General features: G+C 70.2%; 27 protein-coding genes. All 27 read left to right on the top strand.

Going from position 1 to position 21,662, the window contains the following annotated elements:
• The first annotated feature begins 9 nt into the window (after nucleotides 1-9).
• The 27 genes from ACZ1DY_RS41015 to ACZ1DY_RS40885 all read left to right on the top strand — a co-directional run bounded on the left by ACZ1DY_RS41015 (nucleotide 10) and on the right by ACZ1DY_RS40885 (nucleotide 21,414).
• A complete protein-coding gene (locus tag ACZ1DY_RS41015; protein ID WP_465482909.1) occupies nucleotides 10-879 on the top strand; it encodes a carbon monoxide dehydrogenase maturation protein in 870 nt (289 codons plus the stop codon).
• 286 nt (nucleotides 880-1,165) lie between these two features.
• Nucleotides 1,166-2,233 (top strand): CpaF family protein, encoded by a 1,068-nt coding sequence (locus ACZ1DY_RS41010; RefSeq protein WP_465482908.1) that lies wholly within the window; start codon nucleotides 1,166-1,168, stop codon nucleotides 2,231-2,233.
• Nucleotides 2,230-3,129 (top strand): type II secretion system F family protein, encoded by a 900-nt coding sequence (locus ACZ1DY_RS41005; protein WP_465482907.1) that lies wholly within the window; start codon nucleotides 2,230-2,232, stop codon nucleotides 3,127-3,129. The genes ACZ1DY_RS41010 and ACZ1DY_RS41005 overlap by 4 nt, the downstream gene beginning before the upstream one ends.
• Nucleotides 3,126-4,019 carry a type II secretion system F family protein gene (locus ACZ1DY_RS41000; RefSeq protein ID WP_465482906.1) on the top strand — a complete coding sequence of 298 codons (894 nt, stop codon included), beginning with the start codon at nucleotides 3,126-3,128 and terminating at the stop codon, nucleotides 4,017-4,019. The genes ACZ1DY_RS41005 and ACZ1DY_RS41000 overlap by 4 nt, the downstream gene beginning before the upstream one ends.
• 70 nt (nucleotides 4,020-4,089) lie before the next feature.
• Nucleotides 4,090-4,251, top strand: a complete 162-nt coding sequence (locus ACZ1DY_RS40995) for a hypothetical protein (RefSeq protein ID WP_465482905.1) — start codon at nucleotides 4,090-4,092, stop codon at nucleotides 4,249-4,251.
• 2 nt (nucleotides 4,252-4,253) lie between these two features.
• On the top strand, nucleotides 4,254-4,667 hold the full coding sequence (locus ACZ1DY_RS40990) for a TadE/TadG family type IV pilus assembly protein (RefSeq protein WP_465482904.1): 414 nt from the start codon (nucleotides 4,254-4,256) through the stop codon (nucleotides 4,665-4,667).
• 232 nt (nucleotides 4,668-4,899) lie between these two features.
• Nucleotides 4,900-5,655, top strand: a complete 756-nt coding sequence (locus tag ACZ1DY_RS40985) for a hypothetical protein (RefSeq protein WP_465482903.1) — start codon at nucleotides 4,900-4,902, stop codon at nucleotides 5,653-5,655.
• Nucleotides 5,652-6,119, top strand: coding sequence for a TadE/TadG family type IV pilus assembly protein (locus ACZ1DY_RS40980; protein ID WP_465482902.1), 468 nt, complete (start codon nucleotides 5,652-5,654; stop codon nucleotides 6,117-6,119). The genes ACZ1DY_RS40985 and ACZ1DY_RS40980 overlap by 4 nt, the downstream gene beginning before the upstream one ends.
• A gap of 50 nt (nucleotides 6,120-6,169) precedes the next feature.
• Nucleotides 6,170-6,616, top strand: a complete 447-nt coding sequence (locus ACZ1DY_RS40975; protein WP_465482901.1) for a pilus assembly protein TadG-related protein — start codon at nucleotides 6,170-6,172, stop codon at nucleotides 6,614-6,616.
• A gap of 39 nt (nucleotides 6,617-6,655) precedes the next feature.
• Nucleotides 6,656-7,054 (top strand): hypothetical protein, encoded by a 399-nt coding sequence (locus tag ACZ1DY_RS40970; protein WP_465482900.1) that lies wholly within the window; start codon nucleotides 6,656-6,658, stop codon nucleotides 7,052-7,054.
• Entirely contained in the window at nucleotides 7,054-9,711 is a 2,658-nt protein-coding gene (locus ACZ1DY_RS40965; protein ID WP_465482899.1) for a BTAD domain-containing putative transcriptional regulator, read from the top strand. The genes ACZ1DY_RS40970 and ACZ1DY_RS40965 overlap by 1 nt, the downstream gene beginning before the upstream one ends.
• Before the next feature lie 828 nt (nucleotides 9,712-10,539).
• The gene (locus ACZ1DY_RS40960) at nucleotides 10,540-10,704 is read left to right on the top strand and encodes a hypothetical protein (RefSeq protein WP_465482898.1); all 165 of its coding nucleotides are present in this window, start codon (nucleotides 10,540-10,542) and stop codon (nucleotides 10,702-10,704) included.
• 40 nt (nucleotides 10,705-10,744) lie between these two features.
• On the top strand, nucleotides 10,745-11,071 hold the full coding sequence (locus ACZ1DY_RS40955) for a hypothetical protein (protein ID WP_465482897.1): 327 nt from the start codon (nucleotides 10,745-10,747) through the stop codon (nucleotides 11,069-11,071).
• A 69-nt stretch (nucleotides 11,072-11,140) separates the two neighbouring features.
• Nucleotides 11,141-12,337 carry an ATP-binding protein gene (locus tag ACZ1DY_RS40950; protein ID WP_465482896.1) on the top strand — a complete coding sequence of 399 codons (1,197 nt, stop codon included), beginning with the start codon at nucleotides 11,141-11,143 and terminating at the stop codon, nucleotides 12,335-12,337.
• Nucleotides 12,338-12,389: 52 nt separating this feature from the next.
• Nucleotides 12,390-14,147 carry a hypothetical protein gene (locus tag ACZ1DY_RS40945; protein WP_465482895.1) on the top strand — a complete coding sequence of 586 codons (1,758 nt, stop codon included), beginning with the start codon at nucleotides 12,390-12,392 and terminating at the stop codon, nucleotides 14,145-14,147.
• Between the two features lie 79 nt (nucleotides 14,148-14,226).
• Nucleotides 14,227-14,580, top strand: a complete 354-nt coding sequence (locus ACZ1DY_RS40940) for a hypothetical protein (RefSeq protein WP_465482894.1) — start codon at nucleotides 14,227-14,229, stop codon at nucleotides 14,578-14,580.
• Between the two features lie 46 nt (nucleotides 14,581-14,626).
• Nucleotides 14,627-15,205, top strand: a complete 579-nt coding sequence (locus ACZ1DY_RS40935) for a hypothetical protein (protein ID WP_465482893.1) — start codon at nucleotides 14,627-14,629, stop codon at nucleotides 15,203-15,205.
• Nucleotides 15,206-15,236: 31 nt separating this feature from the next.
• Entirely contained in the window at nucleotides 15,237-15,791 is a 555-nt protein-coding gene (locus ACZ1DY_RS40930; RefSeq protein WP_465482892.1) for a hypothetical protein, read from the top strand.
• A complete protein-coding gene (locus ACZ1DY_RS40925) occupies nucleotides 15,775-16,386 on the top strand; it encodes a hypothetical protein (protein ID WP_465482891.1) in 612 nt (203 codons plus the stop codon). Before ACZ1DY_RS40930 ends, ACZ1DY_RS40925 begins: the two co-directional genes overlap by 17 nt.
• Nucleotides 16,383-17,300 (top strand): hypothetical protein, encoded by a 918-nt coding sequence (locus tag ACZ1DY_RS40920; RefSeq protein WP_465482890.1) that lies wholly within the window; start codon nucleotides 16,383-16,385, stop codon nucleotides 17,298-17,300. Before ACZ1DY_RS40925 ends, ACZ1DY_RS40920 begins: the two co-directional genes overlap by 4 nt.
• Nucleotides 17,301-17,328: 28 nt before the next feature.
• On the top strand, nucleotides 17,329-17,763 hold the full coding sequence (locus ACZ1DY_RS40915) for a hypothetical protein (RefSeq protein ID WP_465482889.1): 435 nt from the start codon (nucleotides 17,329-17,331) through the stop codon (nucleotides 17,761-17,763).
• 44 nt (nucleotides 17,764-17,807) lie between these two features.
• Nucleotides 17,808-18,023 carry a hypothetical protein gene (locus tag ACZ1DY_RS40910; RefSeq protein WP_465482888.1) on the top strand — a complete coding sequence of 72 codons (216 nt, stop codon included), beginning with the start codon at nucleotides 17,808-17,810 and terminating at the stop codon, nucleotides 18,021-18,023.
• A 13-nt stretch (nucleotides 18,024-18,036) separates the two neighbouring features.
• Complete coding sequence (locus ACZ1DY_RS40905; protein WP_465482887.1) at nucleotides 18,037-18,525, top strand: hypothetical protein; 489 nt, start codon at nucleotides 18,037-18,039, stop codon at nucleotides 18,523-18,525.
• Nucleotides 18,522-19,346 carry a hypothetical protein gene (locus ACZ1DY_RS40900; RefSeq protein WP_465482886.1) on the top strand — a complete coding sequence of 275 codons (825 nt, stop codon included), beginning with the start codon at nucleotides 18,522-18,524 and terminating at the stop codon, nucleotides 19,344-19,346. Before ACZ1DY_RS40905 ends, ACZ1DY_RS40900 begins: the two co-directional genes overlap by 4 nt.
• A gap of 26 nt (nucleotides 19,347-19,372) precedes the next feature.
• A complete protein-coding gene (locus ACZ1DY_RS40895) occupies nucleotides 19,373-19,714 on the top strand; it encodes a hypothetical protein (RefSeq protein WP_465482885.1) in 342 nt (113 codons plus the stop codon).
• Between the two features lie 531 nt (nucleotides 19,715-20,245).
• Nucleotides 20,246-20,911: a DNA/RNA helicase domain-containing protein gene (locus ACZ1DY_RS40890; protein ID WP_465482884.1), complete on the top strand. Its 666-nt coding sequence runs from the start codon at nucleotides 20,246-20,248 to the stop codon at nucleotides 20,909-20,911.
• Nucleotides 20,803-21,414, top strand: a complete 612-nt coding sequence (locus ACZ1DY_RS40885; protein WP_465485781.1) for a DNA/RNA helicase domain-containing protein — start codon at nucleotides 20,803-20,805, stop codon at nucleotides 21,412-21,414. Before ACZ1DY_RS40890 ends, ACZ1DY_RS40885 begins: the two co-directional genes overlap by 109 nt.
• Nucleotides 21,415-21,662: the final 248 nt, after the last annotated feature.

Genomic DNA, 21,662 nt, shown 5'->3' with positions numbered 1-21,662 from the left:
TTGTGCTCGGTGAAAGGTTCGCCGGGCGTGACCACCTTGGCCGTCGCACTGGCCATCACATGGCCGCACGCCGAACGCACGCGCCGTCTGGTCGCCGAGGTCGACCCCGCCGGGGGTGATCTGGCGATGTGGACCGGTCTGCCGGCGACTCCGGGGCTGGTGAGCCTCGCGGCCGCCGCGCGCCGCGTCCACGACCCCGCTGTGGTGTGGGAGCACACCCAGGCTCTGCCTGGTGGCGCCCGCGCGCTGGTCGCCCCGCCGGGCGGTGCGCATGCCCGCGCCGCGCTGACGGCCCTGGGCGGGCCACTCGTGCCCGCAGCGGCCCGGGACGCGGGTGTGGTGGTGCTCGCCGACTGCGGCCGGGTGGACCCCGGAACACCGGCGGAGCCGATCGCGCGCCGCGCCGATGCCCTGGTCCTGGTGACCGGTGCTCACGGCGACGACCTCGCCCACGCCGCGGCATGCCTGGACGAGCTGGCCCGCTGGACCCCGCGTCCCGGGTTGCTGCTCACCGGCGAGGGCTACCCGACCACTGACGTCGAGCGCGAGCTGGGAGTGCCGGCGATCGGACGCCTCCCGCACGACCCGGTCGCTGCTGCCGGCCTCACCGGGCACCGGCCGCTCTCGCCCCGACGCCGCGGCAACGGCGGACTCGCTGCTGCGGTAGCCGCTCTCGCCCGCACCTTGGCCGGTCCCGTCGTGCCGGTTGCCTCACTACCGGCGCCCGGGCCTGCCGGTGTGCCGGGTGTGCCTGCCCAGCAGGTTCGCCGGCCTGGCGGCGTGTTCATCGCCCCGCCTGTGCAGCGGCCGCCGCAGGTGAGTGATCCGCGGCGCAACGGCCATCAGCCCAGCATTGCCGGGAAGGAGCCGTTCGCATGACGCAGACAGATCATCCCGCTCCGGCCGGCCCGGAGGATGCGGCGCAGCGGTTGCGTTCCCGGCTCCGCCGGGCGCTGAGCACGGACCTGCCGGGCCGGGTCGAGGCCGCGCCCCGCGGCGGTGCGATGAGTCCGGGCCGGCGTCGCGAGATCGGCCGCGAGGTCCTCGACTCCGCGGTGGCCGCGCACAGTGAGGCCGAGTTGCTCGCCGGACGCGCCCTGGTCGATGCCGCGGTTGAGCGGACCGTCGTGGATCAGGTTTTGGATGAGGTGTTCGGGCTGGGGGTTTGCAGCCGCTGCTGGCGGATCCGTCGGTGGAGACGATCGCGGTCAACCGCTTCGACCGGGTGTTCGTCCAGTACACCGGCGGCCGCCGCGCCCAGGTCGCACCGGTGGCGTCGTCGAACGAGGAACTCACCGACCTGATCCGCACTCTCGCGGCCCGAGCGGGCGCGGAAGAACGACGTTTCGATCGCGGATCACCCTCGCTGAACCTCCAGTTGCCGGGCGGCGAAAGGCTTTTCGCGGTCCTCGGTCTGACGGCTGGTGGGGTGACGGCGTGCACGATCCGCCGGCACGGCTACCTCACTGCCACCCTCGGTCGGCTGCGTCGCCAAGGAACTCTTGACGTCGGGTTGGAGAGGTTCCTGCGTGCGGCGGTCCGGGCACGCAAGAACCTCTTGGTCACTGGGGGCACTGGAGCGGGGAAGACCACGCTGTTGCGGGGACTGGCCGCCGAGATGGACCCGCTGGAGCGGATCGTCACTGTCGAGGACGCCTTCGAGCTTGGTCTCGACCGGGATCCCCGGTTGCACGCCGACGTCACCGCCTTGCAGGCCCGCGAGGCCAATATCGAGGGCGAGGGCGCGATCGATCAGGCCGAACTCGTGCGCTGGGGACTGCGGATGTCCCCGGACCGCGTGATCGTCGGGGAGATCCGCGGGCCTGAGGTCATTCCGATGTGCAACGCCATGAGTCAGGGCAACGACGGCTCTATGGCCACTCTCCACGCGTCCAGCTCGAAGATCGCGTTCACCCGCCTCGCTTCCTACGCCGCTCAGGGGCCGGAACGGCTGCCTCTGGAGGCCACCGCGCTGCTCGTCGCGTCGGCGGTGCATTTCGTGGTGCATCTCGACCGGGCCGCCGACCGGACGACGCGGGTGATCGCCTCGGTCCGGGAGGTGGTTGACGCCGAGGGCGGGTCGGTGATCTCCAACGAGGTCTACCGTCGCGGCCCGGACCGTCGTGCCGTGCCGGTGGCTGGCGCGTTGCGCGCCGACACCCTCGATGACCTTGTCGCCGCCGGTTTCGACCCAGCACTGCTGGCGTGTCCGGAGGGGTGGTGGACGCCATGACCATCGACACCATGGTCGCCGCCACGCTCGGCTTGGGGACCGCCGTCGGCGTGTTGCTGATCGTGGCTGCCTGGCGCCGGACCGTGGCGCCGCCCTTGCGGCGTCACGAGATTGGGCGTGCCGTGCGTGGTCGGGTTGGTGATAGGCGGGTTCTGCTGCGCTTGGCCGTGGCGGTCGGCGTGGGCGCGCTGACCGGGACGGTAACCGGGTGGGTGGTCGGCGCGGTGCTGGCCGCGGCCGCGGTGTGGTTCCTCCCGCGGCTGGTCGGTCCGGACCGCGCGCACGCGCGCCGGGTCGCGCGGATCGAGGCGATCGCCTCGTGGACGGAGATGCTGCGCGACGTCCTGTCCGCAGCGGCGGGGCTCGAGCAAGCCATCCTCGCCACCGCTCCACTTGCGCCCGTGGCCATCCGTGGCGAGATCGCCACCCTCACCGCGAAGTTGGAAAGCGGGCAGCGCCTGGCGCCCGCGTTGCGGGCTCTCGCGCGCGAGCTGGACGACCCGACCGCGGACCTCGTCCTCGCCGCCCTCGTCCTCGCGGCCGAGCGCCAGGCCCGTCAGCTCGGTGGCCTGCTCGGCTCCCTGGCCAGCACCGCCCGCGAGCAGGCCGCGATGCGGATGCGGGTGGAGACCGGCCGCGCTCGGACCAGGACCTCGGTGCGGGTCATCGTCGCCACCACCCTCGCCTTCGCCGGCGGGGTCGTGGTGTTCAACCGCGCCTACCTCGACGTCTACAACACCGCCACCGGCCAGATCGTCCTGCTGCTCATCGGGTCCCTGTTCGCCGCCGGGTTCGCCTGGCTGGCCCGGATCGCGACGGGTGAACGGCAATCGCGGGTGCTCGTCCTGGACAGGCCAGAGGCCATCGGGATGCGAGATGGAGGACAACGGCCATGATCCCCGCACTCGTCTTTGGCACTGGTGCAGGTGCCGGCCTCTGGCTTCTCCTGACGTGGGCTGTGCCATCTCGTCCGGCGTTGAGCGAGCGGCTCGCTCAGGCCAGTGCCAGGCCGCCGGCTACGCCGATCGCCCTCACCACCGATGCCGCGTGGGTGCGCGCCTGGGGCCGCGTGTTCGTGCCTGGCCTGCGGATGCTCGGGCTGCCTGGCAAGAAGGTCGAGGTCGATCTGCGGGTCACCGGCCGCGGTGTCGACACTCACCTGGCGTCGAAAGCCGTGCTCACCGCGGCAGGGCTTCTGGCGCCGTGGCTGCTGCAGGCGCTGCTGGCCTTAGGCGGGCTGTCGCTGAGTGTCGAGATTCCGCTGCTGGCCGGGCTCGTGCTCGCCGCACTTGGCTTCCTGGTCCCGGATCTCGAGGTCCGTGCGAAAGCGGCCCGGTCGCGGCGCGAGTTCCGGGACGCCCTGTCCGCCTTCCTGGATCTGGTGTGGATCACCCTCGCCGGGGGAGCGGGGGTCGAGGCCGCCCTGGGCGACGCCGCGTCCGTCGGCACAGGGCCGGCGTTCGACAAGATCCGCCGCGCGCTGAACGCCGCGCACCTGACCCGCAGCACACCCTGGGCCACCTTGCGTCGGCTCGGTGAGGAACTCGGCATCACCGAGCTCGCCGAACTCGCCGCCTCGATTTCCCTGGCGGGCACCGAAGGCGCTCGCGTTCGCGCCTCACTGGCGGCGAAGGCCCAAGCGCTGCGGACACATCAGGTCACCGACGCCGAGACCGACGCCCAGGCAGCCACCGAACGCATGGCGCTGCCGGTCACGCTGCTGTTCCTCGGCTTCCTGGGCTTCATCGCCTACCCCGCGGTCGTCCAGGTCCTCAGCGGGCTTTGAGTCAGAGAAAACCCTGCACAGGAAGGAAAGAGCAATGAAACCATACATCCGTACGATATGGACAGTCACCTTGGCGAGGATCGCTCTCCTGCGAGCCGACCCCGAGCGCGGGGAGATCACCACCACGGTCATCATCACCGCCCTGCTGGCCATCGCCGCGATCGCGATCATCACGCTCATCACGACCAAATTGACCGAGAAGGCCAATTCGATCAACCTCGGGATCGGCTGACCATGCCGGCCCGGCGCCTTCGCCAAGCGTTGTCCGGGGACCGGGGCGAGGTCACGGTCGAGCTGGTCATCGCGACACCGCTGTTGCTGTTGGCGTTGCTGGCGATCATCCAGTTCGCCGTGTGGTCCCACGCGACCCACGTCGCCCAGACCGCCGCCTCGCAAGCCCTTGCCGCCGCCCGGGTTCAGCACGGCACCGCCGGCGCCGGACACGCCGCGGGACAGCGGCTGCTCGACGACCTCGCCGCCGGCCCACTGCGCGAGCCCCGGCTCAGCGTGACCCGTGACGGGACCTCGGTGTCGGTGAGTATCCGTGGCGAGGCCGCCGCGGTCTTGCCAGGTGTGCACCTGCACGTGCACGCCGAAACGGTCGGCGAGGTCGAGCGTTTCGTGCCCGACACGGGCGGCACGCCCTGACTTTTCCTTATCCAGGGCCAGTTTCTGGTGCGAGATCGACAGGAGTCTTCTGATGTGCAACCTCAGGCATTCGCCGGTGCTCGATGGCGTGTTCCCGGACGGGCCGGACACCGTGTTGCTTCATCCCGCCGTCACCGCTCGCCACTGGCGGCGCCGACAGGTCCTCGCCGCGGTGCGACCGAGCACTGTCCTGAAAGGACTGATAGGCGCGACTGTTGTGGGATTCGCTCTGGTGACAGGAACCGGATTCGCCGGGAAGTTCGTCTTCGCCGCTGTGGTGCTGATCGCCCTGCTCGCCGGATGGCGCGTCGCAGGCGCGGGCCGTGTGGAGCGGGGGCTACACGTTGCTGCTCCCCGTGCCCGGTTGCGTCGCGGAGAGGGATGGCGCAGCAGGGATTTCACCGACCTCGGGCCCGATACCGCGAGGCTGGTGCGGGACTTGCTGGCCGGTGTCGACGAGCTGCACCGCACACCGGCTCGCGCCTGGATCGACCCTTCGCTGCCGGGTGAGGCGCATCGGGTGGTGTGGGAGGCCTTGTGCTGTCTGGACCGCGGCCGTGACGCGCGCGCCCTCGCCGAGGAACTCGCCACCGATCCCGACGCCGGTGAGGACCTGGTGGCCGCGGCACGCCAGGCGGTCACCACGATCGATCACGGCCTGGACGAGGTCGCCCGGCATCTGCGCGGCTGTCTGGTGCTGACCCGCGCGTGGGAAGCGAAACTGCGGCGCACCGATCTGACCTGCCGCACCGATCGTGTCCTGGCCGCGCTGCCCGGCCGCGACGAGCTTCACGGCCTGACCGGCGCCGCGGAAGTGTTGCCGCGGAACCTGTTCGCTCACGTGACCGCCGCGCGGGACCTCACCCGGGCCGGAGAATTCCCCTGGGAGCGGCCACCCTCGCAATGGCCCCAGCTCACACTGCTGCCACCGCACCGCGCGACCACACCGCCCGGAACCGGCGGCCCAGCAGGGGAAGGGCAGCCATGAGGCGGCAAGGAAGCCGGCGGGTCGCCGGGGCACGGGGCTGGTGGCGCGCCGAGCGCGGATCGGTGACCGCCGAGGCCGTGCTGATCACCCCGGTGCTGGTCATGCTGCTCGTTCTTACCGCTGTGGTGGTGCACCGTGGTGTCGACGCGCGGCTGCGGCTCGACGACGCCGCGCACCAGGCCGCCCGCGCCGCCAGCCTGCACCGCACCACTACGGCCGCAACCATTGCCGCCCGCGACACCGCCGGCGCCGCGCTCGCCCAAGCGGATGTGGTGTGCCGTGACGTGACCACCATGCTGTCGGGATCCCTGGTTCCCGCCGGGGTCGTGACCGTGCACGTCAGGTGTTCCGTCGACTTTGGACAAGCCGCGCTGCTCGGCGTTCCCGGCGGGAAGACCCTGGTCTCGTCCGCCAGCGAAGTTGTCGACACCCACCGGTCCCAGGGCCGGCCGGGTGGTGCCTGATGGTGGTGTCAGCGCGCGAGCGGAAGCCTCGGCATGAAAGTGCGGAGCTGGTGCCCGGCACGTCCATGTACTGGCTGCGCGGGTGGTGGCGGGCAGAGGAAGGCAGGGTGACGGCGTTCGTGCTCGCTCTTCTGCTCGGGCTGCTCGCGCTGACCGGGCTGTGTCTGGACGGCGGACTCGCCCTGGCGAGCAAGGTCCGCGCCGGCGGACAGGCCGAGTCCGCCGCCCGGGCCGGCGCCCAGGCGCTCGACCTCGCCGCCTATCGCGCGAACGGTGTGCTCCGGCTCGATCCGGCCCTGGCACGTGACCTCGCGCAGCGGTATCTGGCCGGTGTCGGCGCGACCGGCACCGTCGCGGTCGCCGGGGACACGGTGACCGTCGAGGTCACCGCGACCTATCGGACCCAGCTGCTGTCGCTGGCCGGGATCGATGAGATCCACACCCACGGACGAGGCGCCGCTCATCCGCAGCGCGGGGTCACCGGCATCGAGCCCTGACCCCACGGCCTGCACAGCAACAGAAAGGGGAACACCGTCATGGTCACTTCGGACGAAGAGATCGCTCGCCGCCTGGAGGAACGAGATTCCGCGCGCAACGCCCGCCGCAAGCAGGCGGCGGCCGTCGTCGGGGAACTGGCCCGTCGGCACACCGAACTGGCCGGGCAGCTCGCCGACCTTGAACGCGAGCTTGGCGAGGTCCTGGCCGCGGCCGGCGACGTCATCGGTGTACCCGAACTCGCCGACGTCACCGACGTCCCCATTGCTGACCTCACTCGCTGGCGCGAACAGGTGGCCAAGCCCGCTCGCGGTAAACGCAAACGACCTGGCACCGCGAAGAACAACGGCCCCCTCGGCAAGGCCGCCGAGCGGCGCGCCGTCGCACCAGCGTCCGCCGGCAACGGGGCAGTAGTAGCGGTCGGCGCGGCGAGCAGCTGATGATCGGCCGCGCACCGGTCGCGCGCGCGGCGCGGTTGCTGGGGCGGGTGGTGCGCGGGTCGCTGGCCGCCGTTGTGCTGGCCGCGCTGGTGGCGGGCTTGCCGTGGGTGCTGGTCCAGGGGGTGGGGTGGCCGTTGCCGGATCACCTGCCGAGCCTGGACGAGATCGGCACGGCTCTGATGACGCAGATGTCTCCGCGGTTCCTGCTCGACATCCTCGCGTGCCTGGCTTGGTTGCTGTGGCTGGTGTTCGTCCTCGACCTCGTCGTGTGCGCGGCCGACGTCGCCCGCGGCGGGCTGCTGGGCCTGAAACGGCATGCAGGACCGGTGCGGCGCGTCGCGGCCGTGCTTGTCGGCGCTCTGCTCGTGGCCGTGCTGGGCCGGACCGCCACCGCCGCGCCCCTCACGCCTGCTGGCCATAGCCCAATGGCCGTAACCGCTCCGGCTTCGGTTACCCCTGAACACGCCCGGGTTCCGGCCGAGACCGGGATCGAGCGGGTCCGCCCACCGGAGAACGGGGTGCACGACTCGCTGTGGAGGATCGCGCAACGCTGCCTGGGCGAGGGCGAGCGCTGGCCGGAGATCTGGGCCCTCAACCACGGCAGCACCCAGCCCGGCGGACGAATCCTGACCAACCCGAACCTGATCCACCCCGGCGACACCCTCCAACTCCCCGCCACCAGCTCGCCTCTCCCGGAGCCGACGCCCGCCCCATCGGCACCGAGCACGACCACGCCACCGTCCTCGGAGACAGCTCCGCCCGCGACGCCTGCCGCCGTCCCCGCGGTGGATCACCCTGCCGGGGGCGCGGCGACCTGGGGGAGCGGTGAGGTGTTCGTCAGTCTGGGCCTGGCCGCGGCGGTCAGTGCCCTGCTCGTCCTCGCGCGACGCCGGCACCACGCTCGATACCGGCCGGGCAGTGGCCGACGTGGCGACGATCTGCCTGTCACCCCGGTCGTGTATCAGCTGCGGCTGGCTCATGTGCGCGCCCAGCAGCACGACGAAGACCTCGGCCTGAACGCCGAGACCAGCATCGCGGTCGACGATCCGGCACCGTGTTCGAGCACCGCTCCGAGTGTCCGCCGCGTGATCGGCGCCGCACCTACCGGCAGCGCTGCTGGACCGGCGACGATGCCGTCCGTAGTCGACATCGCGGTCGATACCGATGGTGAGGCCTCCACCGCAGGCGAGGGGACCCAGGTCGCTCTCGACCTGGCCCGTGTCCACGGGCTTGGCTTGGTCGGGCCGGGCGGCTACGCCGCCGCCCGCGCCCTGCTGCTCACCCTCCTGGCCACCGCGTCCGGAAACGCACACACGCTCAAGGTCTACGTGCCCAACGCCGACGTGACGCGCCTGCTCGGTGTGCCCGCAGCGACCGCCGACTTGCCGGGGTCGATCACCGTGGTGGCCGACCTGGACACCGCCCTGGCAGCCCTCGAGCCGCCGCGGTCCGCCGTCTTGATCGCATCCCCGCCAGGTGACCCGGGTCAGCAGGCGCGGCTGCAGCAGCTGCTCGACAACCACGCCCAGGACGGGATCACCGCGCTGCTGCTGGGCCAGTGGCGCGCCGGGGTGACCGTCTACGTCACCGGTGGCGGGATCATCTCGGCCACCGATCCCGGCCTCGGCGAACCTCTGCGCGGGACCCGCGCGTTCACCCTGCCCGAGACCGCGACCCGCGACCTCCTGGCCTTCCTCCGCGGCGCCCCCAAGCCCAAGCAGGCAGCGACACCACCGGATACCCCGCCGCGGAACGCCGATGACGACCCGCGACGACTGGAGATCACCGCGCAGCCATCCCCGGCCGGCGAACCCGCCGAGGAACCACGCCCGCCTGTCGCAAGCCGGAAACCGGGATCAGCCGCGCCGCTGGCGCTGACGGTGTTCGGCGCACCGGGCCTGCACTGGCGCTCCGAACCCGGCCAACCCGAGGCCGAGCTGCGCGAGCTGAGCAAACGCCCGCTCGAACTGCTGGTCTTTCTCGCGGTGCATCCCGGCGGGGTATCGCGGGACGCCATCGTCGATGCCCTCTGGCCGGACAACCCGCCCCGTGACCCTGCCAGCGTGCTGCGCACGATCCTGTCCCGCATCCGCCGCGCTCTCGATAACGCGACCCGCGGCGCCGTCGGCGACCTGGTCCTGGCCGAGCACGGCCAGTACCGGCTCGACCCGGCCGTGGTGGAGGTGGACTACTGGTCCTTCGCCGACGCCGTATCCCGCCGCCGCACCGCCGGGACGGCCGAGCGGCGCGTCGATTCCTACGAGGCGATCGTGGCCCACTACGGCGGTGTCCTGGCCGACGGCCTGGATGCCGACTGGCTTATCGCCGCCCGGGAATCGACCCGGCGCGACGCGATCGACGCCGTGGCCGCGCTCGCCCGCGCCCGCGTCGAGACCGACCCCGAGTACACCTTGGATCTGGTGGAAACCGCGCGGGCGTTCGACCCGCACAACGAATTGCTGTACCGCGACATCATGCGCCTGCAGCACACCCTCGGCCGGCACGAAGCCATCTCCCGCACCCTGGACCTCCTGCGAACCCGCCTCGCCGAAATCGACACCACGCCCACCGCGGACACCGTCGACCTCGCCCAGCGGCTCCGTGACCGCTCTACCGGGATACCGGTCGAGGACGTCTCCCGAACCACGGCGCCATGAATGACACGCCATCGTACCGGCCGGTAGAGGTATTTGCGCGGAACAGCGAAATACCTCGATTTCCCGCCGATATTCCGCCCGCGCCGATGCTAGCGTCAACCGTAACAGTTCAACCGTCGAGGCCGAAGAAAAAGAACTTTGTGGGCGCACAAACGCATTCCCTGATAACGCTGACACCCTTTCTGGTCGAGTGTCAGCGGCGGCGTCCGCACGCCGAGCCGCATCCGCCGGCGCGATCACGCGGCGCCACCGATCCAGCCTTCGTGGCCTCGGAGCGTGACTGCCACCCGTGGGGCCACCGGCCCGGCCTATCGGCCTCGTTCTCCGGTATCCGCCTAAGGTGGATCCCCCTGTATCAGTCGTTCTTGCAGGTCACGGGCCCTGAAGGGGGATCCACCGGTATCCCAGACTCGCTTGACAACAAGCAGGTGAACACATCAGGCCCGGCGGCGATGTCACGTGGCACCGTCGTCGTTTTGTCATTGCTCACCTCGGTGTCTCTCTCGCCTTCTCCTGTTCCTCGGTTCTCTTTCTGTTTTTGGAAAAAATCTACATTGATCCGCGGTTTCATCTGTGGCCGGCTATCGTCTTTCTGGGAAGCCTGTAGCTGCCTGACCTGCGTAAACATTTCCGTGAAAGCGTGGATATTCACGCGAAAAGATAGGCGAAATTCCCCGAAATTAACCCGGGAAATCTATTGCGCGTGCGCCCGTGGTCGAGTTACGTTTGTTGTGTCGCCGGGAAACCGGAAACCACGACAAAATCACCGCCCGGGCGCGAATTACCCCGGAAAGCGGAAACCCGGCCAACACGTGATTGGGGATTGCTATGTGCTACGCCGACACCACCGACAACCCGGACGGCACCGCCACCGCGCATTGCTATTGCGGTTGGTCGAACACCTACCCCGACCACGACGCCGCCGACACGGCCGCCGAAACCCACAGCCGCGACGCCGAAACGGCGGAAGCCGAATTCGCCGCCACCCACTGACCCCGCACCCGCAACACCCGACACCGGAAGGGGCAACACCGTGAACGACACCGACGACGCACCGGAACGCGTGGTGTACGTGGTCGACCCGACCATGAGCCGCGACGTGCAACCCGAACTGGTGACCCGCACCAACACCGAAAACGACTGCACCGTCACGGGTGTGCTGATCGACCCCGCCGACCGTCAACAACTGTTGTACGGCACCGTAACCGGTCCCGACGGGCGTTTCGTCGGTAGCTACTTCCCCGCCGACATCGTGCGGCAGTCGGAATGGCGGGTGGTGACCGTCGACGGCTCCGAATACCCCGCCCCCAGCGAAGGGCACGCCGTGCTCGCGCTCACCACCACGTTGCGCCGCGCGTAACCACCCGCGCCCCGGTCCCCGCCCGCATTCCATGCCCGCCGAAAACTCTTGCTGTGAGGGGAAAGCACGATGACCACGAACGCCACGACTCCGGCCACGGGCACCGCGCCCGCCGCCCCGGGCGCGGCACACCGGTTACGCAACGGCGAACTCCGCCGCATGGTGGCCGAACTGCTCACCCAGCAACCCGCCCGCGCCGGACTGACGGCGGGCGGCGTCGCCCGACTTTTGAACCGGTCATCCGGCGCGGTCGGCAACGCCTTGGAAACCCTGAAAGCGCGCGGCGAAGCCGACTACATGGGACTCCCGTCCCGCGCCTACCGGGCGAACGCCAACACGCCCGCCGCCGCGACCGCCGTGATCAGCACACGCACCACCGACCCCGCGACAAGCGACGCCGCCACGCCGCCCACGCCCGTCACACCGAAACGCTGCCCCGGGCCGAAAAAGGCGACCACGCCCGCGCTGGTGACCGCACCGGTACGACGCCCGAACGGGCAGTTCTACCACCCGCGCAAACTGGCGGGCAGCTCGGACGTGACGGTGTTGCGGCGGTTGCGGCAGAACAAAATTCCCTCGCTGCTGTACGGGCCCCCGGGGACGGGCAAGACGTCCCTGGTCGAGGCCGCGTTCGGGGACGCGGTGACGGTGCAAGGCGACGGCGACACCACGGTGGACGACATCGTGGGCGGGTACGTGCCCACCCCGGGTGGGACGTACGAGTTCGCGCACGGGCCGCTGGTGACCGCGATGCGGGAGGGGCGCGCGTTCTTCATCGACGACTTCACCCTCATCCCGGCGCCCGTGCTCGCGGTGGTGTACCCCGTCATGGACGGGCGCGGGCACATCATCATCAAGGCCAACAATGGGGAACGTGTCGACGCCGCCCCCGGTTTCTACGTCGTGGGCGGGCACAACCCCGGGGTACACGGCGCGGTACTGAGCCCCGCACTGGCATCCCGATTCCGGGTGAAGATCGAGGTGACGACCGACTACGACCTCGCCGCCCGAATCGGGGTCGACCCGAAAGTGGTGCGGGTAGCGAAAAACCTCGCCGCACGGCAGAAAAGGGGCGAGATCGGGTGGGCGCCGCAGATGCGGGAACTCCTCGCGGCGAAAGACACCGCCGCCGCGCTGGACCCGATGACCGCCGCAGGGAACCTGATCGCCGCCGCGCCGGAAGAAGACCAGGACATCGTCGCCGACGTGGTCCGCAACGTCTTCGGCGCCCACGTCACCCCGCTTGCCGTCGGCGAACAGTTCTAGCCCCCGCCCCACCGGGTTCCCGCCGCTCGCGACTGTCCGGAAAGGACACACGATGACCGCGCACATCGCCGCACCCGCCGCCACACCCACCGCCGTATTCCCCGCGAAGCCGGGATGGCTGACCCTGTCCGCCCGGTTCGGGGACGAGGTCCCCGCCATCGCCGACCGCGACGACCTCGTGGTCACCGTCGCCCCCGGGGCGGGACACGACGCCCCCGCGTGTTTCTTCCCCGACCTCGCCGCCATCGAAATCGACGGAATCCACCTCCCCCACGGGGTCGACCCCGCTACCGTCCAACCGCACCGGGTCGGGGACCGCAAGCGCTACCGCACCGCATGGGGGCTGCTCACCCACGAATCCGCCCACGCGAAACACTCGGTGTGGCGTGAACCTCCCGGGGCGCCACCCGGGGCGGCGGCCGCCGCGATCCTGCTGGAAGAGTCCCGCATTGAAGCCGCGCAGCTACGGCGCCGCCCGCAGGACCGGTACTGGCTGCGCGGGAGCACCACGAAACTCATTCTCGCCGACACCCAGGCGAACGACCCCGCCGCCGCACCGACCATGACCAAGTGGGACGCCGCGCAGTCGGCCGCGCTGTTGCTGGCACGCGTGGACGGCGGCGTGCTCAACAGTCGGGAAGTCGCCCGGGTCGACCGTGTCGTGCGCGGCATTCTCGGTGACGACACGCTCGCCGATCTGCGGCAAATCTGGCGTACGGCGCACCGTGTCGCCGATGATGACGCCACCGCCATGATCGAACTCGGGCGCCGCTGGTGTGAGGCCCTCGGCGAGGATCCCGACCAGCCGCCGCCCGAGCGTGGCCCCGCCGACCCGGGCGCCCAGCCCGGTAACGGGAACGGTGTGCCGTCACCGTTGGCGCAGGCGATCACCGCCGCCGCTATCGCCATCGGCAATGCGGCCGCCGCCGACCCCGCGCCCAGCGACCCCGTCACCGACGCGATGGAGGCCCGCGCGGCCTCCGACGCCGCCCGCGCCAGTGCGGTCCGCGCGGCGAACAAAACCTTCGGCGGTGGGACCAGCCCGTACGCCACCCACATCACGGGCACCCGCCCGCCGACCACCGCCGAACGCACCGCTGCGCGACACCTCGCCCGTGCGCTGACCACCGCCGGAGTGCGTGACCGCACCGCCACCACGACCACGTCGGCCATCCCGCCCGGGCGGTTGCGGGTGCGCGGGGCGATGACCGCCGCCGCACAACGCGCGGCGGGTGCCATCCCCACCGCAGAACCGTTCACCCGCACCACCCGCAAAACCGTCCCCGCGCCACCACTGCGGCTCGGCATAGCCTGCGACGTCACCGATTCCATGAAGCCGTACCTGGCACCGGTCGCCTCAGCCGCGTGGATTCTCGCCCACGCCGCCCACCACACCGACGTACCCGCCACCACCGCCACCGTGACCTTCGGCTCCGGCATGGTCACCCCAGTCACCCACCCCGGGGCCACACCCGCCCGGATCAGCGAATTCGGCTCGGGCTACAGCGGCCACGTCATCGACGACGCCATCGAAGCCCTCGACGGCGCCCTCGATCTGTCACGCCAGGACGCCGCCCGGCTCCTGGTGGTCATCTCCGACGGCGTCTTCGAAGACGAGACCCGCGAACCAGGCCAACGGCTCCTCGACCGCTTACGTACCAACGGATGCGCGGTCTTGTGGCTGTTGCCCGACGACGACCCCTCCAACGCGCCGATGGACGGCGTCACCCTGCACACCCTCACCAACCCCGCCGCCACCGCCCGCGCCATCGGGCAAGCCGCCACCGCCGCGCTACGCGCCACCCGCTAACCACCCACAGACCCCGGGCGGGGCGGACACCCTCCCCCTCATCCGCCCCGCCCGGGCCCACACCAGAAAGGCCCACGCCATGACATCGACACCGATTCCGCCCCGTATCCCGTGGGCGGTGCGGATCGCGCTACCGGTCGGGCTCGACGACAGCACTTCCTGGGACCTGCACGGCTACAGCCTCACCCGTGTTGTCCGGCTGGGGCACTACCGCGTGCGGGTCCGGGTGTACCGCGATTCCTATGTGTTCCAGTCGTATGCCGTCGCGGAGGTACTGGCCGACAACTTGACCTGGACACCGCTCGCCAGTGAGGACGCCATGACCTGGTACGACGCCACGGCGCCACCGAGCGGTCCCGTTCACGCCGACACCGAACTCGGGGACATCGCCGAGAACCTCGTCCACCGCGCCGCCCACATCCTTCTCCGCTGACAACGAATTCCGCGATTAGACCCATCGACCCGACAGGAGCCCCGCGATGACCACGGCCATTACCGAACGAGACCTGGACAGCGGAACCACTGCGACTTACTACCACTACACCCGGGTCGTCGATATCGCCGGACGGACTGTCCGAGCCCGTATCGCGCGCGGCGTCTATCTGAACGACAGTGGCGCCGTCGCCGAGCTGCTCACCGACCGGGCAGAGTGGATCAGCCTCGCCGCCGACGCTCTCGGCAACTGGTGGCACGACACGCCACCCCCATACCCGGACGTCGACGCCGCCGCCGTCCTCGGTCCACTGGCCGAACGGCTGCTGCACCGTGCAGCCGAGACGCTGACCGCGACGCCAGCCCCGGTGACCCTGTCGCCCCACGCCTACCGCGCAGTGAGCGCGTTACTGGCCACCTACTGCGGTTTCGACTCCGAATACCGCGTCACCCCGGACGACATCGCGTGGGCGACCGCGCACGGTGGCGCGCTGCACATCGTCGAGCACCCCGACGGTTCGGCCACCTTCACCAAGGCCCACCGCGATGAATGCCCTTTCGTGGCAAGCGAAGGCGATCAGGACTGCGACGACGAATGTTCCTTCGAATTCCCGCACCGGTCATAGCAGTTTCCTTACCTCAGAAGGAGAAACGCTCATGTCAGTACGACGTCTCGCCGAGGACGAGTCCGTCCCATCCGCCTCGCTGACCGACCGTGCGATCACCGTCGCCCGCCGACACCGCACCGTGGCCCCGCACGCGTTCGCTGACCGTTACACGGTCGGGTCGTCCTGGAGTCGCCGCGCGATCACCACCACCCACATCGCGGCCGCGCTCGGCGTCGATGTCGACGTCGTGATCGTGCGGGACGACCCCGACCGCCACTACGGCGCCGGGGCCAGTGCCACCCCGGGAGATCTGATCGAGATCACCAGCGAGGGGCGCCCCTGGTACTTCATCCCCGACGTGAACGGGGTCGTGCTGTGGTCCTGGCTGCTGCTCGGCCCATGCCCGGACTGCGAGGCACCGCGGGTTCCGGTCACACGAGTCGCCGGCCTCGCCGACCTCGGCGCGTACCTCGATCCCGGGTCCGGGCACCACTTCCTCGACACGGCGCCCATCGAGTTCCACGGAGACCCCGCCCACCGCCCTCGCTGCCTCCGCGCCGCGCGGGACAACGAAAGGAAGCCCGGTCATGATCTCGAAGACTGACGAAACCGCACGCATCGACAAGAAGGACCGGGTGCGCCTCGCCGCGATGGAGGTCGCGACCGCGCTCCCGGGACAGTGGACGGTCGGCAGTGGCCGCAATTTCGGCGAGGTCGCCGACGTCGAGTGCCTGTCCACCGGGATCCGTCTCGGCTTCTTCGCGGTGACGGAACCGGGCCCGTGGTGCTACACCCTCATCCCCGGGCCTGCGCCAGATGACCTTCAGGACGCCTACAGGTGGCCACGCTCTGACGAGTACCCCGTCGCCACCTTTGCCGTCGGCACACCGGGCGCCGAGGTCGCGACCCATATCCAGCAACGGCTTATCCCTGCCTTTCACCAGTGGATCGACGACGCCCTCTTGGCCCAGCGTGAACGAGACAAAGCCCATTACCGGGTACGCGAGGCGCGCCGCCAGCTCGCCGAACAGCTGGAGAGCGAGTTGCGTACAGCGTGTGGGGCGGTCGCCATCCATTACCTGGGCGACGACCGCGTGCGCCTCAGTCTGACCATGCCGGTCGACGACGCCCGAGCCCGCATTCCCGTTCTCGCACAGGCACTCCGCGCCGACGGAACCACCACCCAGGAGAGGAAATGACCACGATGCCCACCGCTGCCCCACGCGTGTGTCCGCGCGATTTCTCCGCACCCTCCCGAGTCGAGGTCTTCGTCGGCACGGGCCCGGCCGCCGAGTTCAACGGCTACCTCGAATCCGCATGGCCGGACAGGAACGCCGACCCCACGACCGTCGCGGCGCTTCCCGTCGGACGCGATTTCCTGACCGCCGCCACCGAGACCGATTTCCTGACCGCGTTGGACAATCTGACCGAGGCGTGGCCACTGTGCGGTTTCGGGCATGCGGCGTCCGGCTACGACTACCAACTCGCGATGCTGGGCAAGTGGTGGCGTACGGACCTCTATGTCGGCAGTTCATACACCTTCGACGGCGGCCGGGTCTTGTATCTGCCATGCGGCCGACCCAGCGTCGACAACGCCGAGAACGACTGGCACAGCGTCACTCTCGATCGCGGGCAACCTCCGCCCCGCCTACCTGCCACGCTTGCCGGGCGTGCCCGCGAGGCGTATGACCGAGCCCGACGGCAAGACCCGGATCTCGACGTCGGCCGCGATCCCGCCTATCTCAAACGCGCCGCCCTCCGGCGCGCTCTGGTTCGCGACGTGGCCGAGGTGTTCGGAGTGGCGCGGACGGAGGTGACGGTCACCGACGACCCCGACCGTCAGCATGGCGGGTGGCACTGGTTCCGGGTGACCATCACCGACGACGGCACCGAGTACCGGCTCACGTCGTTCGACGGTGTGGTGGACGACCTGCGTGTCCTCGGGCCGTGCCCGGAATGTGGCGGCGAGGTACCGCTGCTCGCGGCCAACGATCCCGCCGCGCTGGGCCGCTACCTCGACGCGCGGGCCACAGGCACATCCGTGCCGTGCCCGCCCGGGCTGACCTCCGGCGTCGGTCACGCCCCCGCCTGCCCGGTCCGTGAGGACCTCTGACCCGGCAATCCCATGAAGGGACTTTGTGATGGTCACGCGCACTGATTTCTACCTCGCCACTGGACCGACGGCCCAATGGCTGGGGTCGCTGCAGTTCGCCTGCCACCCCGACAACCTCCTCAAGGACCCCCACGGACGTGCTGCACTGACCGCTCGGCAGCCCTCGGCCTATCGGTCGGCGGTGAAGGACCTGCTGTTGATGTGGGCGGTCGGGGGACTCGGCGCGGCGCATGAGCCTCGGAACGGGTGGCCGTGGGAATGCGAATCGAGTCACAGCAACGACTGGATCATCACCCACTTCGACGGCGCGACGCACATGACCGGGGGCGGCGGTGACCGCTGGCACCGCCTCGACCCCGACGACCCGCGCCCGCCGTTGCGGTGCGGCCCACCGGACTTCGCGAAATGGCTGCGCGACCCGAGCGCGCCACCCGCGCTCCCGCTTCCGGTCTACCACCCGTGACATGCAGCCAATTTCCTTACCGCCACTGAATTCGAGGAGAACTGATGCAGGACAGGAAGAAGCGTCTCTTGTGGACAGTGCTGGCCGTGGTCCTACCGGGGCCGTGGACCCCGGTGGTCGTGATCGCCTACGTCCTCGACCGCGCCGCCGAACACGATCAGAAGACCACTCACTACGGCGAAGCGCCGCCGTACCCGCCTCCCGACCCGTACGCCTGTGTTCCGGCGCCCATGAGCCCGAATCCCCACGTGTCACGGTAAGGAGGACCTGGCGATGTCGAGTAACACCGACTTCTACCTCGGGCGCGGCGAGGACTCGGAGTGGATCGGCTCTCTGCACGGGGAGTGCTATCCCGAGAACTTCCTCGCTGTGCCACCAGTAAGGCTGGCGGTGACCGCGACCGACGAGGCTGTCTTCCGCGCGGCGGTGACCGACACCTTCGATATCTGGGAAGAGGAGCGTCTCGGTCACGCGTACCGGCGTGAGGGCGGCTGGCCGTGGCCGTGGTACTCCAGCCACAACAGCAGCTGGATCATCACCTTCGACCCCGGTGAGGGCGCGGTGTTCGCCACGGTGGGCGGCGGTGTCCGCTGGCACCGCATCGATCCGCTCAACCCGTGGTTTCCGGAGGGGGACGATGCGCTCGGTCCGCCCGATTTGTATGTGTGGCTGCGGGATCCGGCCGCGCCACCGTCCGTGCCGATGCCGCTGATGCGGGAGAAGCCCGCCGAGATGCCGATCATCGGCGGTGAAACCCGATGAGCAGTACGACGCACGACTTCTACCTTGGGTTTGGCACGGACGCCGAGTGGGTCGGCTCGGTTCGCCTCGGCGCCCGGAACGGCCGCTGGCTCGACGAGATCCGGCGAGCCCGGTCCGCGGGCGGGTTCATTTACCCCCTCGTCGCCCTCTTCCTGCGCACCGCCGAGATCGACGGGGCCGGCGAGGTGACGTTCGGAAACCGGGAGTGGCCGTGGCCCTGGCCCACCAGTCACGGCACCGACTACGTGTACGCCTTCGACACCGGCGCGGTGTGGACTGCGCGGCGAGGTGACCGGTGGTCGCTGCGCGCCGACGAGTACATCTCACCCAGCCCAGACGAGACACCACTGGCCTTCCCGCCTATGCGCGATAGCTGCGGTTACACCGGGATCGACGCCGTCGACACCACCGTCCGCCGCTACGGCCCCCTGCTGGGCGACACCTACCGTCACGACCTGCCCCAGCTCGGACTACGGGTCCTGGCCGACCTCACCGGACCACCCGGACCACCCGGACCGGGCGAATCCGCCGCGCTCACCGAACTCCGCGCCCAGCTGCCGCCGCACCTGCGCTACGCCGTCACCGCCGACGAGACGGCCGTGGAGCTGGAGTTCGAGGTCTTCGGCTACCGCGACGGCGACCCCGCCGCCGCAGCCACCGTGTACGCGCTCACCCAGCTGCCCGCCGTCTACGGCTGGACCGACCCCATGGGCGGACCACCTCGCTTCGGCGTGCGCGTCCTCGTCGCCGACGACGAACGCCACACCACGCACCCGGTACTGGCCGACCCCCGCGCCCGCGCCGTGGTCTCCGCCCACTGAACGCCGACAACCTGAAAGAGGACACCATGTCGCCCCACACCACCCCCGCCACACAGGCGGGCGAGCCACGCAGCGCCGCCGAACACTACGCCGCCGCCGAGGCCCTGTTCGCCCAAGCCCGCGCGATCTATCCGGAGCTCGGCAGCCGTGCGTATCACCAGAACGAGTACAAGCGTTGCCTCGAGTGGGCACGCATGCACCTGCGCCTTGTCGAGGCGCTCACCGCAGGAGCGGGACTGGTCCTCGCGCACCACCACCTGCTCGCGAACCCCGACGTCCGCCTGCACGACACGCACGTCGGGGCCGAGGCACGATCGTGGGACGAGTACCTCGAAGTCCAGCATGACCCGGCTGCGAGGCCTGCATGAATACCCAGTCCAGGACTCCGTCGGAAACAGAGCTGGAGCCGTCATGCCCGGACTGCCGCGCCGAGATCGGCCACGTTCACCTCGAAGGGTGCGACGTAGCCCGCTGTCTGGCCACCGGGCTGCAGCGCCTCGGGCACGACGAGACATGCCAATGCCCGCAGGACACGTGGTCAGGGCTGTGGCCTGGGGAAGCCGAATGCATCGAGTTCGGCTGGGTGTACGGCCCTGGCCTGCCCGACCTCAACCGTCTGATGACCACAGCCAACTGGGATCCCGTCGCGCACCGCTGGACCCACCCCAGCCATCCGGGCACGAGAGACCAGATTATCTCGGAGAAATCAGAGGGTAAGGCGCACCAGGCCGTGACACCGACCGGGCGGGGGAACTCGGCGTGACCGCGTCCGGGGTTTCTTCAGCGAGCGGGCCGCCAACGTCGAGCGTCTGGAGGCGCTTCGACCGCCGGATCACCCTCGCGCTCCGCGGCGCCCACTTCTGTTCGACCTCGCGGCCCGCGCGCTCACCCACGCCGACGTGTTCGCCCTGTCTTATGATCAGCAGGCCGTCCTCGATCTCGTGCGACAGTGCCTTGCCGACGAGGACGGCCCGAGGGCTGTGGTGGTGGTCGCCGGCGCCGCGGGCACGGGCAAGAGCGCGCTCGCGCTGACTTTGGTCGGCGAGGCGGTGCGCGCCGGCTACCGGGCCCGGCACGCCACTGGCTCACAGGCGTTCACCACCGCGCTGCGCAAGACCGCCGGACACGGCTCCCGCGCCACCCAGAAGCTCTTCCAGTACTTCGGCAACGCTGCCGACACCGAGCCCGACGGGCTTGACCTTCTGGTGTGCGATGACGCGCACCAGCTGCGGGCCACCTCGAACACCCGCTACACCCCCGCCTCGCGCCGCAGCGACCGCGCCCAGGCCGCTCAGCTGCTCGACACTGCTCGCGTCGTGGTGTTCCTGCTCGACGAGGACCAGGCGATCCGCCCCGGACAGATCGGCACCCGCGCCCACCTCACGGCCACCGCTCGAGCCAGCGGCGCCACCGTGCACAGCGCCGAGCTGATGAGCCAGCACCGCCAGCGCAGCGCCTGCTACGACAGCTGGGTCCGTCGCCCCTCGGCCTCGACGACATACCGTGCAGGCCGACTCCCTGGAACGCGGACGAGGAATCCGCGCAGCGGTTCGAGCTGCGGGTAGCCGACAGCCCCGGCGAGCTGGAGCAGCTGCTGCGCGCGAAGACCGAGCTCGGGGCGAGTCCCCGGATCACGGCCGGGTTCTGCTGGCCATGGAGCGACGCGACTCCCGGAAATCCCTTGGTCGAGGACATCGTGATCGGCGACTGGCGGCGCCCGTGGAGTGTGAAGGGCCAGCGCGCGGTCAACGGTCTTCCACCCTCGCCGTTGTGGGCGATCGATCCCGCGGGCGCCGGCCAGGTCGGCAGCGTCTACAGCGCGCAAGGCTTCGAGTACGACTACGGCGGCGTCATCCTCGGCCCCGACCTTCTCTGGCGCGACAACCGATGGATCACCGATCCCGCCGCCAACCGGGACGACGCCCTCGACGGCGCGACAGCCGCCGATGCCGACCAGTGGGTGCGCCGCACCTACCGCGTGCTGCTCACCCGCGCCACGGCGGGCACGGTGCTCTACTCCAGTGACGCCGAAACCCGTGCCCTGCTGCACGATCTGATTGCTACGTAATCAGGTACCGCCTCGCCCACAAGCGCAAGGGGGACCGCGTCACCGACGGCGAACCAGCGATGGGGACGGAACAACGTATCGTGCCCCGTCCGCCGCCGAACGGTGCGGCGGCGGGCATCGCCAGCTCCTTCCGTGGCATCCGGTGATCCATCCGCTATCGACCCAGCACAACCCGTTGGTAGGTGAAAAGCCGCGCGCAAGACCGGGTAACCCCAGGGAGTGGGGCGGCGGTCCTGCGCACGGCTCAG

Source organism: Amycolatopsis sp. PSD-21 (genome assembly GCF_055561455.1).
This window is presented reverse-complemented; position numbering and strand designations above follow the sequence as displayed.